The sequence below is a fragment of the Pseudomonas sp. PvP001 genome (assembly GCF_040546375.1).
Taxonomy (GTDB): domain Bacteria; phylum Pseudomonadota; class Gammaproteobacteria; order Pseudomonadales; family Pseudomonadaceae; genus Aquipseudomonas; species Aquipseudomonas coleopterorum.
Genome location: NZ_JBEPNQ010000001.1, coordinates 1,435,749 through 1,450,172 on the forward strand (window position 1 = coordinate 1,435,749; position 14,424 = coordinate 1,450,172).

Below are 14,424 nucleotides of genomic sequence, written 5' to 3' on the forward strand. Positions count from 1 at the left end.
CCAGGACAAGCTTTAATCGCACCGATCGGGCCATACCCGCACCGCAATCACGTCTTCTGCTTTTCCAGCGCCACTTGATAAAGCAGATTCTTGCGCACTCCGGTGATCTCTGCCGCCACGGCGGCGGCGCGCTTGAGCGGCATTTCTGCCAGCAGCACATCCAGAATGCGCATGACCTCGGCGCTGACAGCCTCATCACTGACCGGCGCGCTCCAGCCTGCCACCAGCACCACACACTCGCCCCGCTGCTGGTTGCTGTCGGCTTCCACGAATGCACGCAGCTCTGCCAGCGGCAACCCCTTGAGGGTTTCGAAGGTTTTCGTCAGTTCGCGCGCCAGTAATGCCGGACGCTCGCCGCCGAAGACCTTTTCCATGTCCTGCAGGCACTCGAGTATGCGATGGGGCGCCTCGTAGAAGATCAAGGTGCGCGGCTCCTCCCTCACCTGCTCCAGGCGCGCGCAGCGACCGGCGGTCTTGGCCGGCAGAAAACCTTCGAAGATGAACCGGTCCGACGGCAAGCCTGCAGCCGACAGGGCTGCGATCAAGGCACAGGGACCGGGCACCGGCACCACTTGCACACCCGCGGCACGTGCCTGACGTACCAGGTGATAACCGGGATCGGAAATCAGCGGCGTACCGGCATCGGAAATCAGCGCCACGTCATCGCCGGCCAACAACCGCTGGATGAAACGACTGCCTTCGTCCCGCTCGTTGTGCTCGTGGCAGGCGGCCAGCGGCGTATTCAATCCGAAGTGCTGCATCAGGCGCACCGAATGACGTGTGTCCTCGGCTGCAATCAGCGCCACCTCGCCCAGGATCTTCAGCGCACGCGCGCTCATGTCGTCCAGATTGCCAATGGGCGTGGCCACTACATAAAGTGTGCCCGGGGTGGAATTAGAAGCGCTTGAAGCAGTCACAGCACACACCTTGTCGTTCGGCCAAACCCGCATTGTACAGGCTCTACGCCACCCAGTGCTTGCCCAGCGATCCGGCGCAGTCGACGCGAAACATTTGCTCGTCCTATATAAGGACGGACTTGCCTTCTTCGTCGCACCCTGGCCGATGCTTGGGTACACTTGCCCGTCTATTGATCGAGTAAATCAGGAAGATATCCATGACAGCCTGCCTGCGGCTTCTATCTGCCCTATGCCTCGCCGCCTTGCTGGCTGCGTGCGCCAGTTCGCCTTCATCCAATCTCGGTGAGCTGCCTCGCACGCCGGACGCCACCGTGGAACAGTTGCTCGAACGCGCCAGCGCCAGCAAGTCGCCGGAAGAGGCAGCGGTCCTGCGCCTGAGCGCAGCGGATCAGGCCGCTCGCCAGGGCGACTCGGCCCGCGCTACCCAGATCCTGCAGCAAGTGCGCATCGAACTGCTCAAGCCGGGCCTGCAGATACTGGCCAGCACCTTGAACGCGGAGCTGGCACTGACGCGCAATGACGCCAAGGCCGCGCTGGCCGCGCTCGATCATCCAAGCCTGCAGCGCCTGGGCGAGTTGCCCGCCGACCAGCAGGTGCGCACCCACCTGGTTCGTGCTCGCGCACTGGAAGCCGATGGCCAGATCCTGGCTGCCGCACGCGAGCGGGTGTTCATCGCGCCTCTGCTCAGTGGTGAAGCTGCCGCCCAGAACCATGAGGCCATCTGGGCCTTGGTGGGTTCGCTGCCCGTCGAGCAACTGCAGAATCAAGGCACCGACGACTTCGCCGGCTGGCTGAGCCTGGCCCTGGCGGTCAAGTCTGCCGGCACCCTGGAGCAGCAGCAGGCGGCCATCGATACCTGGGTAGCCCAGCACGCCGCCCATCCGGCCGCGCGACAGCTGCCTGCGCCCTTGGTCAAACTCAAGGCCCTGGCCAGCCAGCCGCTGACTCGCATCGCCCTGCTGCTGCCCCAGGACGGGCAACTGGCAGGCGTGGCCCGCGCTCTGCGCGAAGGCTTCATGGCGGCCTACTATCAGGCCCAGCAAGCCGGCCAGAAACCACCCGTGATCGACGTGATCGACAGCTCGCGCCTGACGTCGCTCGACGACTTCTACCGCCAGGCCCAGGCCCAAGGCGTGCAACTGGTGATCGGGCCGCTGGAAAAGCCGCTGGTCAAACAGCTGGCCGCACGCACGCAACTGCCCCTGCCGACCCTGGCTTTGAACTACAGCGACAACAACCAGGTCGGTCCACCTCAGCTGTTCCAGTTCGGTCTGGCCGCCGAAGACGAGGCGCGCGAAGTGTCGCGCCGTGCTCGCGCCGACGGCTTGCACAGCGCCGCCGCGATGATTCCCAAAGGTGATTGGGGTGACCGGGTGCTCAACGCCTTCCGCCAGGACTGGGAAGCCAACGGCGGTACCCTGGTCGCAGCCCAGCGCGTTGACCAACCGGTGCAGCTGGCGCAGCAGATCGCCGACATGCTGAACGTGCGCAATGCCGGCAGCGGCGGACAAGCCTCGCGCCGCCAGGACATCGACTTCATCTTCCTGGCCGCCACGCCTCAGCAGGCCCAGCAGATCAAGCCGACGCTGAACTTCCAGTACGCCGGTGATCTTCCGGTCTACGCCACCTCGCACGTGTTCAGCGCCAGTGGCGACCCGGCGCAGTACAACGACATGACCGGCATTCGCTTCTGCGAAACGCCTTGGCTGCTCGACACCAGCAATCCGCTGCGCCAGCAGGTCTCTCGGCAGTGGCCACAGGCCAACGGCAGCATGGGCCGGCTGTACGCGATGGGCGTGGACGCATACACCCTGGCCGCCCGCCTGGGCCAGCTCAAGGCCTTGCCTGACAGCCGCGTCGAAGGCTTGTCCGGCAACCTGGGCATGGGCGCCAACCAACGCATCGAACGCCAACTGCCCTGGGCGCAGTTCGTCGGTGGCCAAGTCCAGCGCCTGCCCAACACCACGCCGTAATGTCGTCGAGCCCTCGCCAGAAGGCGGGTCGCGAGGCCGAGCAGCAGGCTCTGGAGCACTTGCGTGCACAGGGCCTGAGCCTGCTGGCACAGAACTGGCTGTGCAAACGAGGCGAGCTTGATCTGGTCATGCTAGATGGCGATACAGTAGTATTCGTCGAAGTCCGCTATCGCCTGCACGCCCAATGGGGTGGAGCATTGGCCAGCATCGATGCCCGCAAGCGTGAAAAGCTGGTGTTGGCCGCGCAATACTTCCTTGTCAAGGAAGCGCGCTGGGCCCAGCACCCGTGCCGTTTCGACGTGATTGCCCTGGAAGGCACCGGTACCCAGGCCACGCGCCTGAACTGGATACGCAATGCCTTCGACAGCTGACACTCGACACCTCAGTCACGCTCGCTCTTTGCTTTGCGGGCTGCACATTCTTCTTGTGCCGGGAACCGCCGCCGCGTTGCGGTCTTGCCCGACCAGCCGCTTTACTTAAGGTCACCTTGATGGACATGCAATCCCGAATTCGCCAGCTTTTCCAGGCCAGTATCGATACCAAGCAACAGGCGATGGAAGTCCTTGCACCGTACATCGAACAAGCCAGCCAGGTCATGGTCGGCGCCCTGCTCAGCGACGGCAAGATGCTGTCGTGCGGCAACGGCGGCTCGGCCGGCGATGCCCAGCACTTCTCGTCCGAGCTGCTCAACCGCTTCGAACGCGAACGTCCCAGCCTGCCCGCCATCGCCCTGACCACCGACAGCTCGACGATTACCTCGATCGCCAACGACTACAGCTACAACGAGGTATTCTCCAAGCAGATCCGCGCGTTGGGACAGCCCGGCGACGTGCTGCTGGCCATTTCCACCAGCGGCAACTCGGCCAACATCATCCAGGCCATCCAGGCCGCCCACGACCGCGACATGGTGGTGGTTGCCCTGACCGGCCGCGACGGGGGTGGCATGGCCTCCCTGCTGCTGCCTGAAGACGTCGAGATCCGCGTGCCGGCCAACGTCACGGCACGCATTCAGGAAGTTCACCTGCTGGCGATCCACTGCCTCTGCGACTTGATCGACAGCCAACTGTTCGGGAGTGAAGAATGAAGCGTACCCGCCTTGCCCTAGTGGCCCTGAGCCTGGCCTTGAGCGTCACCGGCTGCAGCTCGGTCCTGACTGCCACCCGTGACAACCCGATCGACGATGACCGCGGTACCCGCACCCTGGGCAGCAAGATCGACGACTCGCTGATCGAAACCAAGGTGTCGGTGAATATCGCCAAGGCCAATATCGATCTGGACAAGAATTCCCACATCGTCGTGACCAGCTACAACGGGGTGGTCCTGCTCGCCGGACAGACCCCGCGCGCCGACCTCAAGACCCTCGCCGAGCAGGCGGCCAGCGAAGTACAGCGGGTCAAGAAAGTCCACAACGAAATCCAGGTGCTGGCGCCCTCCTCGCTGCTGGCGCGCAACAACGATGCCTGGCTGACCACCAAGATCAAGACCCAGATGCTGGCCGACAGCGCCATCCCCGGCTCGCGCATCAAGGTAGTGACCGAGAACGGCATTGTCTACCTGCTCGGTCTGCTGACCCAGGCCGAGGCCACCCGGGCGACCAACCTGGTCCAAGGCGTTTCCGGGGTGCAGAAAATCGTGAAATTGTTCGAGTACATCGACTGACTGTCGACGCCGCCCTTCCTGGGCAGTACGAGAGCAACAAAAAGGCGATCCTTGCGGATCGCCTTTTTTCATTTCACCACTTTCAGGCTCGGACGCCCGGAAGGCCGTGGCGGTGGGCTGCCCGGTGGCGGGGCATCGTCGTCGGATTCGACGATATCCTCGAACTCGGCGTCCTCCTCGTCCAGCTCTGGCGACTCCAGGTCGAAGACCATGCCCTGACCGTTCTCGCGAGCATAGATGCCCAGAATGGCGCCCGTAGGCACGAACAGGGTGTGCGATACGCCGCCGAAGCGACCGTCGAAACTGACCGCTTCGTTATCCATATGCAGATTGCGTACGGCGCTGGGCGACACGTTCAATACGATCTGGCCATCGCTGGCAAAACCTTGCGGGACCCGAACCGAGGGGTACTCGGCATTGACCAGCATGTGGGGGGTGCAGTCATTGTCGACGATCCACTCGTACAGCGCGCGGATCAGATAGGGACGACTGGAGTTCATCAACGGCTCCTCAAAACCTGGCGCATTTCACGTTCAGCGGCAGACAGGCTGGCCTTGAAGGCCTCCCGCGCGAACTGACGTTCCATATAGTCGAGCAGCGGCTTGGCGGGCCGCGGCAGTTCGATACCCATGATCGGCAAGCGCCAGAGTATCGGCAGTAGACAGCAGTCGACCAGACTTTGCTCCTCACTGAGGAAGCAGGGCTTGTCAGCGAACAGGGCCGACACGCCGGTGAGGCTTTCGCGCAGCTCCTTGCGCGCCTGAACACGGGCGGCTTCCTTGCTGCGCGGATCCAGGATCAGGTCGGCCAGGCCGCACCAATCCCGCTGGATGCGGTGGATCAGCAGCCGGCTGTTGGCGCGCGCTACCGGATACACCGGCAGCAGCGGCGGGTGCGGATAGCGTTCGTCGAGGTATTCCATCACCACGGTCGATTCGAACAGGGCCAGGTCCCGGTCGACCAGCGTCGGCGTGCTGCCGTAGGGGTTCACTTCGATCAGCCGGGGTGGCAGGCGACCGCCTTCCACGTTGATGATCTCTGCGCTGACGCCTTTCTCGGCGAGAACGATGCGCACCCGATGAGAATAGTGGTCGGCGGGGTCGGAGTAACAGGCCAACCGATTGGTCACGCCCATGGCGGTCCTCCTCGCGTATAGAGTATGAATGCAAAAACGAGCGCCACCGGCAGGGGGCGCAAGCAAGCCGCGAAGTTTACCGCACTTTCAACCCACGTCCTTCCAGTATTCGCGTTTCAGCAAGTAAGCGAGGAGGATCAGCAGCGCCAGGTACAGCAATACGTACAGGCCAATCTGCCGGCTTTTGGTCTGTACCGGGTCGGCCGAGTAGGCCAGAAACGCCACCAGGTTCCTGACCTTGTCGTCGAATTGCCGAGCGTCGAGGCTACCGGTACCGGGTGTGACGCGCAGACGCGTGCACGGCTGCGCCGTCGGCTCGGCACAGTCGAGTACCTGACGGCCCTGCAGGCTTTCCAGCACATTGGGCATGCCGACGTTGGGGTAGACGGTATTGTTCACACCCCAGGGCCGCGCCGGGTCGGCGTAGAAGCCGTGCAGGTAGGCGTACAGCCACTCACTGCCCCTGACCCGGGCGATCAGGGTCAGGTCGGGGACCTCGGCGCCGAACCATGCCTTGGCATCGTCCGGCAGCAAACGTGTCTGCATGGGGTCGGCAATACTCGCCCCTGCTGGCGCCAAGGTCTGCAACATCTGTTCATAGGGTATGCCCAAATCGTCGGCCACCGTCTGGTACCGCTGAAATTGCGTGCCATGGCAGCCCATGCAATAGCCGAAAAAGGTGTTCGCACCGTCGCGCAAAGCAGCCTTGTCGGTCACGTCGATCACCATAGGTTGCACGCCAGAGGCGACGGGTGCCGCAAGGACCGTCAGCGGCGACAACAACAGCAGCACAAACGCAATCAGCGCTTTCATCGGCTTGGAATCCGATCGGGCACCGGCCGGGTGATTTCCCGACGTGTGTACAGCGGCATCGCCAGGAAATAGCCGAAGTACAGCACCATGCACACCCGTGCCGCCCAGGTCGTGGCGGCTGTGGCCGGTTGCATGCCCAGGTAGCCCAGCGCCACGAACGCCACGCAGAACAGCGCCAGCGCAATGCGGCTGAGCCATCCCTTGTAGCGCATCGACTTCACCGGGCTGCGGTCCAGCCAAGGCAGCACGAACACAATGGCGATCGCCAGGCCCATGGCGCACACCCCCATGAGCTTGTCGGGCACGGCGCGCAGAATCGCGTAGAAGGGAGTGAAATACCAGACCGGCGCAATGTGCTCTGGCGTCTTGAGCACGTTCGCGGGCTCGAAATTGGCCGGCTCCAGAAAGTACCCGCCCATCTGCGGAAAGAAGAACACCACGGCACTGAACACGAACAGAAACACCGCCACCCCGAGCAGATCCTTGACCGTGTAGTAGGGATGAAAGGCAATGCCGTCCAGCGGTTTGCCGTCCGCATCGCGCAGGCGCCTGATGTCGATGCCGTCGGGGTTGTTCGAGCCCACCTCGTGCAGCGCCAGAATGTGCAGCACCACCAGCGCCACGATCAGCAGTGGCAAGGCCACCACATGCAAGGCGAAGAAGCGGTTCAAGGTCACGCCCGAGACCAGGTAGTCACCACGGATCCACTGGGCCAGATCGGCGCCTACGATAGGGATGGCACCGAACAGCGAGATGATCACCTGCGCCCCCCAGTACGACATCTGTCCCCAAGGCAGCAGATACCCCATGAAGGCTTCCGCCATCAACAGCAGATAGATCGACATGCCGAACACCCACACCAGCTCGCGCGGTTTCTGATAGGAGCCATACAGCAGGCTACGGAACATGTGCAGGTAGATCACGATGAAGAACGCCGAAGCGCCGGTGGAATGCAGGTAGCGCAGCAGCCAGCCATATTCGACGTCGCGCATGATGTATTGGATGGACGCGAAAGCCCCCTCGGCCGTGGGCGTGTAGTTCATGGTCAGCCAGATGCCGGTGAGCAACTGATTGAACAGCATCAGCAGCGCCAGAGATCCGAAAATGTAAAAAACATTCAGATTCTTCGGGACGTAGTACTGGCTCAGATGGTCGCGCCACACTCTGCCCACCGGCAGGCGCGCTTCGATCCACTGCAACAGGCCTCGCATCAGGCACGCTCCCCATCGATACCCAGCACGAGCACATCGGCGCTTTCGTAGTAATGCGGTGGCACGGCGAGGTTCAAGGGTGCGGGCTGCGCCTTGTAGACACGCCCGGCCAGATCGTAGTGCGAACCATGACAGGGGCAGAAATACCCGCCCTGCCAGTCGTGCCCCAGGTCGGCTGGCGCAACCTCGGGCCGGAAGGTGGGGGAGCAACCCAGGTGCGTACAGATGCCGACCACCACCAGCACCTCGGGTCGGATGGCGCGCAATGCGGCGTCGACATACGCTGGCTGGTCCGAGTCGCGCGATTCAGGATCGGCCAGATGGTCGATGTCGTGGGCAAGATTGTCGAGTACCTGCGGCGTGCGTCGGCAGATGAAAACGGGTTGGCCGCGCCAGCGAGCGACCATCTGCTGCCCGGGCTCAATCTTGGCGATGTTGACCTTGACCGGCGCAGCGGCGGCGCGAGCTTTGGCGCTGGGTTGCCATGAAGCCACGAACGGCACCGTTGCGCCGACCGCACCGGCAGCACCTACCAGCGCCGTGGTTCTGACCAGAAAGCGACGGCGACCCTGGTCGATGTCACACACCCCGCTCTGCTCGTCCGCCATCCTCTACCTTAGCCTGCTGCAACAGGCATCTGCATTGTCTAGCGCGCAGTGTACCAGCGCCTCTCACGGATTGACGGGCGAAAAAAAACCCGGCTCGCGAGAACCGGGTTTTTTCTGGAACGAAGACGCGAATTAACGCTTCGAGTACTGCGGACGCTTACGCGCTTTACGCAGACCGACTTTCTTACGTTCAACTTCACGAGCATCGCGAGTCACGAAGCCTGCTTTACGCAGGGCCGGACGCAGTGCTTCGTCGTAGTCCATCAGTGCACGGGTGATACCGTGACGGATCGCACCGGCCTGACCGCTGACACCACCACCGATGACGGTGACGTAGATGTCGAACTTCTCGGTGTTCTCGGTCAGCTCCAGCGGCTGGCGAACTACCATGCGGGCAGTTTCACGACCGAAGAAGGTGTCCAGAGTGCGATTGTTGATGGAGATGTTACCGGTGCCCGGACGCAGGAAAACGCGAGCGGTTGCGGTCTTGCGACGGCCAGTGCCGTAATTTTGAGTCGCCGACATAATGAACTATTCCGTTAAAACTTCAGTTCTTGGGGCTGCTGAGCAGTATGAGGGTGAGCAGCGCCCGCATAGACTTTCAGCTTACGGTACATGTCGCGACCCAGCGGGTTCTTGGGCAGCATGCCCTTAACCGCGGTCTCGAGCACGCGCTCTGGCGCCTTGGCGATCAGCTTTTCGAAGTTGATCGACTTGATACCGCCCGGGAAACCGGAGTGGGAGTAGTAGATCTTGTCAGTGGTTTTGGCACCAGTGACACGCACCTGCTCGGCGTTGATGACGACGATGTAGTCGCCGGTGTCAACGTGAGGAGTGTACTCAGGCTTGTGCTTGCCACGCAGACGGCTCGCGATTTCTGTAGCCAGACGACCCAGGGTCTGACCAGCAGCATCAACGACGAACCAGTCGCGCTTTACTGTTTCCGGTTTAGCAGTAAAAGTTTTCATTCTTTATAGCCTCAGGGGCCGCCCAGCAAAAAGAGACGGCGGATCTTACTGAATAGTGCTTACTTTGACAAGTCAAAGGCAGCCGGGCACGGGACACTTTTGGGGGGCTCGGGTCTTCGCGTCACATACACGGCAAAATTCTTCCGGGAGGGGGGCATCACTTCCACTTCACAGAGAGGTGCCGAATTATCCAGATTGCGAAAAAAATATCAACCTGCTTTTATGATTCCTTTGCCAAGAGGAGTCACCGATGCACTATCGCAAGCTGGGACGTACCGATCTGAACGTGAGCGCGCTGTGCCTGGGCACCATGACCTGGGGCGAGCAGAACACCGAGGAGCAAGGCTTCGCGCAGATAGAAAGGGCCAAGGCGGCCGGCATCAATTTCCTCGACACGGCGGAAATGTACCCCGTGCCACCGCGTCCGGAAACCTATGCCGCCACCGAGCGGGTGATCGGCAACTGGTTCAAGCGCCAGGGCGACCGCGCCGACTGGATCCTGGCCAGCAAGATCGCCGGCCCCGGCAACGGCATCAGCCATATCCGCGATGGCCAGCTGAAATTCAACCGCGAGCACATCGTCGCGGCCCTGGATGCCAGCCTGCAGCGGTTGCAGACCGACTGGATCGACCTCTATCAGTTGCACTGGCCGGAACGCAGCACCAACTTCTTCGGCAAGCTGGGCTATCAGCACACCCAGGACCACCTCGACACGCCGTTGCAGGAAACCCTGCAGGTGCTCGACGAACAGGTCAAGGCCGGCAAGATCCGGCATGTCGGACTCTCCAACGAAACGCCGTGGGGCACGATGAAGTTCCTGGGTCTGGCGGACAGCGGCAACCTGCCCCGCCCGGTGTCCATCCAGAACCCGTACAACCTGCTCAACCGCACCTTCGAGGTCGGCCTGGCCGAAGTGGCCATCCGCGAGCAATGCGGGCTGCTGGCCTACTCGCCCCTGGCGTTCGGCATGCTCTCGGGCAAGTTCGAGAACGGCGCACGTCCGGCCGGTAGCCGTCTGGCCTTGTTCAGCCGTTTCACCCGCTACGCCAACGACCAGGCAATCGCTGCCACCAGCCGCTACGTGGCGCTGGCCCGCGAACACGGTCTGGACCCGGCGCAGATGGCCCTGGCCTTCGTCACCGCGCAGCCGTTCGTGACCAGCAACATCATCGGCGCGACCTCGCTGGAACAACTGGACAGCAACCTGGCGAGCATCGATCTGCAACTGTCTGAAGAGGCGCTGGCGGGTATCGAGGCGATCCACAAGGCGCAGCCGAATCCGGCGCCGTGACTTTCGATTGCTGCTGTTGCTGATGGCCTCTTCGCGGCCACTGGCCGCTCCTACAGGGTTCTGAACATCTTGCGTAGGAGCGGTCAGCGGCCGCGAAAGGATCAACGCCCTTCCCCTTCTCCGCCTGGCTTGAATCCAACGGCACTTCGGCCATATCCTGACCGCTTTCACCCTACAAGAATAAAATCATGATCTTCACGCCCCACACGCCCGCGCTGCGGCGCGTCTGCATTCTGGCCACCGATCAGGTCATGGCCTCGACCCTGATGCAGGCCAAGGACTTCTTCCACATGGCCAGCCTGCGCTACGGCAAGCAGCTGGGCCTGGACCGCCATGCGCTCTTCGAGACCCGCCTGGTCAGCCCGGACGGCCTGCCGGTGCGTAGCTTCAGCGAAGTCATGCTGCCGGTGGACGGTGGTCTGGAAGACGCCGACCTGATCATCCTGCCCGCCTGCTGGGGCGACTTCGACAGCGCTGCGGCGCGCTACCCGCAGGTGCTGCCCTGGCTGTGCGCGCAACACGCCCGCGGCGCGGTTCTGTGCGGTGAGGCCAGCGGCGTGTTCTGGCTGGCTGCCAGCGGCCTGCTGGACGGCAAGGAAGCGACCACCTACTGGCGCTTCTTCGAAGAATTCAAGCATCGCTTTCCCGGCGTTCGCCTCAATCAGGACAAGCACCTGACCGACGCGGACAACCTCTTCTGTGCCGGTGGGCCGGTGTCGGCCTGCGACCTGTACATTCATCTGATCGAGCGGTTCTGTGGCGCCCATGTAGCCCAGGCGGTGTCACGCGACACCCTGTACGAAGTGCAACGCAGCTATACGCCTGGACGCATTGGCTTCGGTGGCCAGAAGCTGCACCGAGACGTGCCGATCCTGCACATCCAGCAATGGCTCGAAGAACACTTCGCCGAGAAATTCCGTTTCGAGGACGTGGCTCGCGAGCGTGGCATGAGCATCCGCAACTTCATGCGTCGTTTCCATGCCGCCACTGGCGACAAGCCGCTGCATTACTTGCAGCGGCTGCGCATCGAAACCGCCAAGGGCCTGTTGTCAGGTACCCGCAAGAGCGTCAAGACGATCAGCTATGAGGTGGGGTATGACGATGCGAGCTTCTTCGCGCGGCTGTTCCGCCAGCACACCGAACTGTCGCCCAATGGCTATCGGCAGCAGTTCATGCAGGCGGCTTGAGGAAGCATCGCGGTGCGCACTTCGCGGCCACGGACCGCTCCTACGGGGAATTATTCGCGGCCGCTGACCGCTCCCACGGACAATTGTAGGAGCGGTCAGCGGCCGCGAATCGGGCGCTGCGGTCTGTCAGGGCTTGTGCGCCCGCGAGAGGAACTCGTGGGACTGCATTTCCAGCAGGCGGCTCAAGGTGCGCTGGAACTCGAAGCTCAGGCGACCACCGGTGTACAGATCCTTGAGCTCCACTTCCGCCGAGATGATCAGCTTCACGTTGCGATCGTAGAACTCGTCGACCATGTTGATGAAGCGGCGAGCGATATCGTCGGTGGTCACGCTCATCTGCTCGACACCACTGAGCAGCACGGCATTGAAGATCTTGCCCAGCTCGATGTAGTCGTTCTGGCTGCGTGGGCCGTCGCACAGCTCGCGGAACTCGAACCAGGCCACGTCATCGCAGGTACGTAGCGCGCGGATCTCGCGATTCTCGATCATCAGGGGGTCGTTCTCGACCACCTTGGTGCTGTTGTGGGTCAGCGCCTTGAAGCTTTCGCGCATGCTCGCCTGGGCGGCTTCGTTGAGCGGCGAGTGGAACAGCTCGGCCTGCTCCAGGTGACGCAGGCGATAGTCGACGCCGCTGTCGACGTTGACGATCTCGGTGTGCTCCTTGATCAGCGCGATCGCCGGCAGGAAGCGCGCTCGTTGCAGACCGTCCTTGTACAGGCCGTCAGGCACGATGTTGGAGGTCGCCACCAGCGTCACGCCGTTCTTGAACAGCTCTTCCATCAAGGTGCCCAGGATCATCGCGTCGGTGATGTCCGAAACGAAGAATTCGTCGAAGCAGATCACCCGCGCCTCGTCGGAGAACCGCTTGGCGATCACCGTCAGCGGGTTCTTCACGTCCTTGAGGGTTTTCAGTTCCTCGTGCACGCGCTTCATGAAACGGTGGAAGTGCGTACGCACTTTCTGCTCGAACGGCAAGGCGTCGAAGAAGGTGTCGACCAGGTAGGTCTTGCCGCGGCCGACGCCGCCCCAGAAGTAAATCCCCTTGACCAGCTTGGGTTCCTTCTTGCCGAACAGCTTGCCGAACACGCCAGGTTTGCTGTGCCCGGCGGCGACCAGATCGTCGTACAGACGCTGCAGGTGGCGGACGGCATTTTCCTGGGCGGCGTCGTGGAAGAATTCGGGACGTTTGAGATCGGCTTGGTATCGTTCTAGGGGCGTCATATTCGTTAGCAAGGCAACAAAAACGGGCCGTCACTGTAGCGACGGCCCAGGATAATGGCAATGAGCTTTGCGACAGGGTGTCGCATCACTCCCCTTGGGGCTGCAGTGCCTTGCGCAACGCCTGAATGGCGGTATCGCGGGCCTCTGTCGTGGTGAACGTCGGGCCATCGGCCACGCAGGTGTCGTCCAGCCACAGCGTGAAGCTTTCGGCATCGCTGCGGATGTCCAGTTCACCGCCCTGCTGCAATTGCTTGCTGACCTGCCCGGCCGCCTTGCCGTCGGCGAAGCTGCGCGACAGCAGCAGTTGCTCGCCGCTGGCGTCGAGCAGACGAAAGCGGAAGCTGCCGTCGTCGTCACGGAAGCTGACGAAGCGTGCAGCCTTGGCGACTTTCTTCTTGCCTGCCGTGGTCACCTGCACCTGCTCGCGGAAGGAGCGCAGCCCCACCGCCTCGCGCAGCTCACCCAGGAACGGCGTGGCGACGGCGCGGGCTTTGGCGGCGCCGGCCAGAAGGATGTCTTCCAGTTCCGCCGGGCGCTCGATGAAGTGGTGATAACGCTCGCGGGCTTCACCCAGCTCGGCATCAAGCAGGTTGAACAGGCGCGCCTTGGCCTCGCCCCAACCCAGGCCTTCGCGCAGCGCGGCATGGAACTCGGCGCTCTGCTCGGGCGTGGCAAAGGCTTGGAACAGGGTGAACAGGTGCGAATTGTCCGGGTCCTTGGCTTCGCCCGGCGCGCGCGAGTCGGTGACGATGCGCGAGATGGCGTCTTTCATGTCCTTGGCGCTGGTGAACAACGGGATGGTGTTGTCGTAGCTCTTGGACATCTTGCGCCCGTCCAGGCCGGGCAAGGTGGCGACGCTTTCCTCGATCAACGCCTCGGGCATGACGAAGAACTCGCGGCCCTTGCCGAACAGATGGTTGAAGCGCTGGCCGATATCGCGCGCCATTTCCACGTGCTGGATCTGGTCGCGACCGACCGGCACCTTGTGCGCATTGAACATCAGGATGTCGGCGGCCATCAGCACCGGATAGCTGTACAAGCCCATGGAGATGCCGGCATCCGGGTCTTCACCGGTTTCCACGTTCTTGTCCACCGACGCCTTGTAGGCATGGGCGCGGTTGAGCAGGCCCTTGGCGGCCACGCAGGTCAGCAGCCAGGTCAGTTCCGGGATTTCCGGGATATCGGACTGCCGATAGAACGTCACCCGCTCCACATCCAGACCCGACGCCAGCCAGGTGGCCGCGATTTCCAGACGCGAGCGCTGGATGCGCAGCGGGTCATCGCATTTGATCAGGGCGTGGTAATCGGCCAGGAAATAGAACGAGTCGGCGTCACTCTGGCGACTGGCAACGATCGCCGGGCGGATGGCGCCGGCATAGTTGCCCAGGTGAGGCGTGCCAGTGGTGGTGATACCGGTCAGGATACGAGTGGTCATGGGTCG

16 protein-coding genes are annotated in these 14,424 nt (G+C 62.6%); 6 read left to right on the forward strand and 10 right to left on the reverse strand.

What is annotated here, in order from left to right; all coding sequences use genetic code 11:
- Positions 1 to 47 precede the first annotated feature (47 nt).
- Complete coding sequence (gene rsmI / locus ABMD26_RS06560; RefSeq protein ID WP_134722539.1) at positions 48 to 950, reverse strand: 16S rRNA (cytidine(1402)-2'-O)-methyltransferase; 903 nt, start codon at positions 948 to 950, stop codon at positions 48 to 50.
- Positions 951 to 1,114: 164 nt separating this feature from the next.
- On the opposite strand from rsmI, the gene ABMD26_RS06565 reads away from it, so the two are divergent.
- From ABMD26_RS06565 to ABMD26_RS06580, 4 genes are all read left to right on the forward strand, one after another.
- The gene (locus ABMD26_RS06565; protein ID WP_134722538.1) at positions 1,115 to 2,890 is read left to right on the forward strand and encodes a penicillin-binding protein activator; all 1,776 of its coding nucleotides are present in this window, start codon (positions 1,115 to 1,117) and stop codon (positions 2,888 to 2,890) included.
- The gene (locus tag ABMD26_RS06570; RefSeq protein WP_122741477.1) at positions 2,890 to 3,261 is read left to right on the forward strand and encodes a YraN family protein; all 372 of its coding nucleotides are present in this window, start codon (positions 2,890 to 2,892) and stop codon (positions 3,259 to 3,261) included. Before ABMD26_RS06565 ends, ABMD26_RS06570 begins: the two co-directional genes overlap by 1 nt.
- Positions 3,262 to 3,380: 119 nt before the next feature.
- Positions 3,381 to 3,974, forward strand: coding sequence for a phosphoheptose isomerase (locus ABMD26_RS06575; protein ID WP_043186809.1), 594 nt, complete (start codon positions 3,381 to 3,383; stop codon positions 3,972 to 3,974).
- Positions 3,971 to 4,549, forward strand: coding sequence for a BON domain-containing protein (locus ABMD26_RS06580; RefSeq protein WP_056845047.1), 579 nt, complete (start codon positions 3,971 to 3,973; stop codon positions 4,547 to 4,549). Before ABMD26_RS06575 ends, ABMD26_RS06580 begins: the two co-directional genes overlap by 4 nt.
- A 68-nt stretch (positions 4,550 to 4,617) precedes the next feature.
- On the opposite strand, the gene ABMD26_RS06585 is transcribed toward ABMD26_RS06580, so the two are convergent.
- From ABMD26_RS06585 to rplM, 7 genes are all read right to left on the reverse strand, one after another.
- Positions 4,618 to 5,049, reverse strand: a complete 432-nt coding sequence (locus ABMD26_RS06585; protein WP_122741476.1) for a ClpXP protease specificity-enhancing factor — start codon at positions 5,047 to 5,049, stop codon at positions 4,618 to 4,620.
- Positions 5,049 to 5,684: a glutathione S-transferase N-terminal domain-containing protein gene (locus ABMD26_RS06590; protein ID WP_354308678.1), complete on the reverse strand. Its 636-nt coding sequence runs from the start codon at positions 5,682 to 5,684 to the stop codon at positions 5,049 to 5,051. Before ABMD26_RS06590 ends, ABMD26_RS06585 begins: the two co-directional genes overlap by 1 nt.
- An 87-nt stretch (positions 5,685 to 5,771) precedes the next feature.
- A complete protein-coding gene (locus ABMD26_RS06595) occupies positions 5,772 to 6,497 on the reverse strand; it encodes a cytochrome c1 (RefSeq protein WP_320523428.1) in 726 nt (241 codons plus the stop codon).
- Positions 6,494 to 7,708 carry a cytochrome b gene (locus ABMD26_RS06600; RefSeq protein WP_354308680.1) on the reverse strand — a complete coding sequence of 405 codons (1,215 nt, stop codon included), beginning with the start codon at positions 7,706 to 7,708 and terminating at the stop codon, positions 6,494 to 6,496. The genes ABMD26_RS06595 and ABMD26_RS06600 overlap by 4 nt, the downstream gene beginning before the upstream one ends.
- Positions 7,708 to 8,316: a ubiquinol-cytochrome c reductase iron-sulfur subunit gene (petA, locus tag ABMD26_RS06605; RefSeq protein ID WP_354308682.1), complete on the reverse strand. Its 609-nt coding sequence runs from the start codon at positions 8,314 to 8,316 to the stop codon at positions 7,708 to 7,710. The genes ABMD26_RS06600 and petA overlap by 1 nt, the downstream gene beginning before the upstream one ends.
- Before the next feature lie 132 nt (positions 8,317 to 8,448).
- Positions 8,449 to 8,841 (reverse strand): 30S ribosomal protein S9, encoded by a 393-nt coding sequence (gene rpsI / locus ABMD26_RS06610; protein WP_049860604.1) that lies wholly within the window; start codon positions 8,839 to 8,841, stop codon positions 8,449 to 8,451.
- Positions 8,842 to 8,855: 14 nt separating this feature from the next.
- On the reverse strand, positions 8,856 to 9,284 hold the full coding sequence (rplM, locus tag ABMD26_RS06615) for a 50S ribosomal protein L13 (RefSeq protein WP_043186791.1): 429 nt from the start codon (positions 9,282 to 9,284) through the stop codon (positions 8,856 to 8,858).
- 250 nt (positions 9,285 to 9,534) lie between these two features.
- Here rplM and ABMD26_RS06620 point away from each other — a divergent pair, with 250 nt between their 5' ends.
- Positions 9,535 to 10,575 (forward strand): NADP(H)-dependent aldo-keto reductase, encoded by a 1,041-nt coding sequence (locus ABMD26_RS06620; protein WP_354308685.1) that lies wholly within the window; start codon positions 9,535 to 9,537, stop codon positions 10,573 to 10,575.
- Positions 10,576 to 10,865: 290 nt separating this feature from the next.
- Complete coding sequence (locus tag ABMD26_RS06625; protein WP_192066124.1) at positions 10,866 to 11,762, forward strand: helix-turn-helix domain-containing protein; 897 nt, start codon at positions 10,866 to 10,868, stop codon at positions 11,760 to 11,762.
- 126 nt (positions 11,763 to 11,888) lie between these two features.
- Here ABMD26_RS06625 and zapE read toward each other — a convergent pair whose 3' ends face one another.
- Together zapE and ABMD26_RS06635 are read right to left on the reverse strand one after the other, a co-directional pair.
- Positions 11,889 to 12,983 (reverse strand): cell division protein ZapE, encoded by a 1,095-nt coding sequence (zapE, locus tag ABMD26_RS06630; RefSeq protein WP_354308687.1) that lies wholly within the window; start codon positions 12,981 to 12,983, stop codon positions 11,889 to 11,891.
- Between the two features lie 85 nt (positions 12,984 to 13,068).
- The gene (locus ABMD26_RS06635; RefSeq protein ID WP_134722534.1) at positions 13,069 to 14,418 is read right to left on the reverse strand and encodes a tryptophan--tRNA ligase; all 1,350 of its coding nucleotides are present in this window, start codon (positions 14,416 to 14,418) and stop codon (positions 13,069 to 13,071) included.
- Between the last annotated feature and the right edge of the window lie 6 nt (positions 14,419 to 14,424).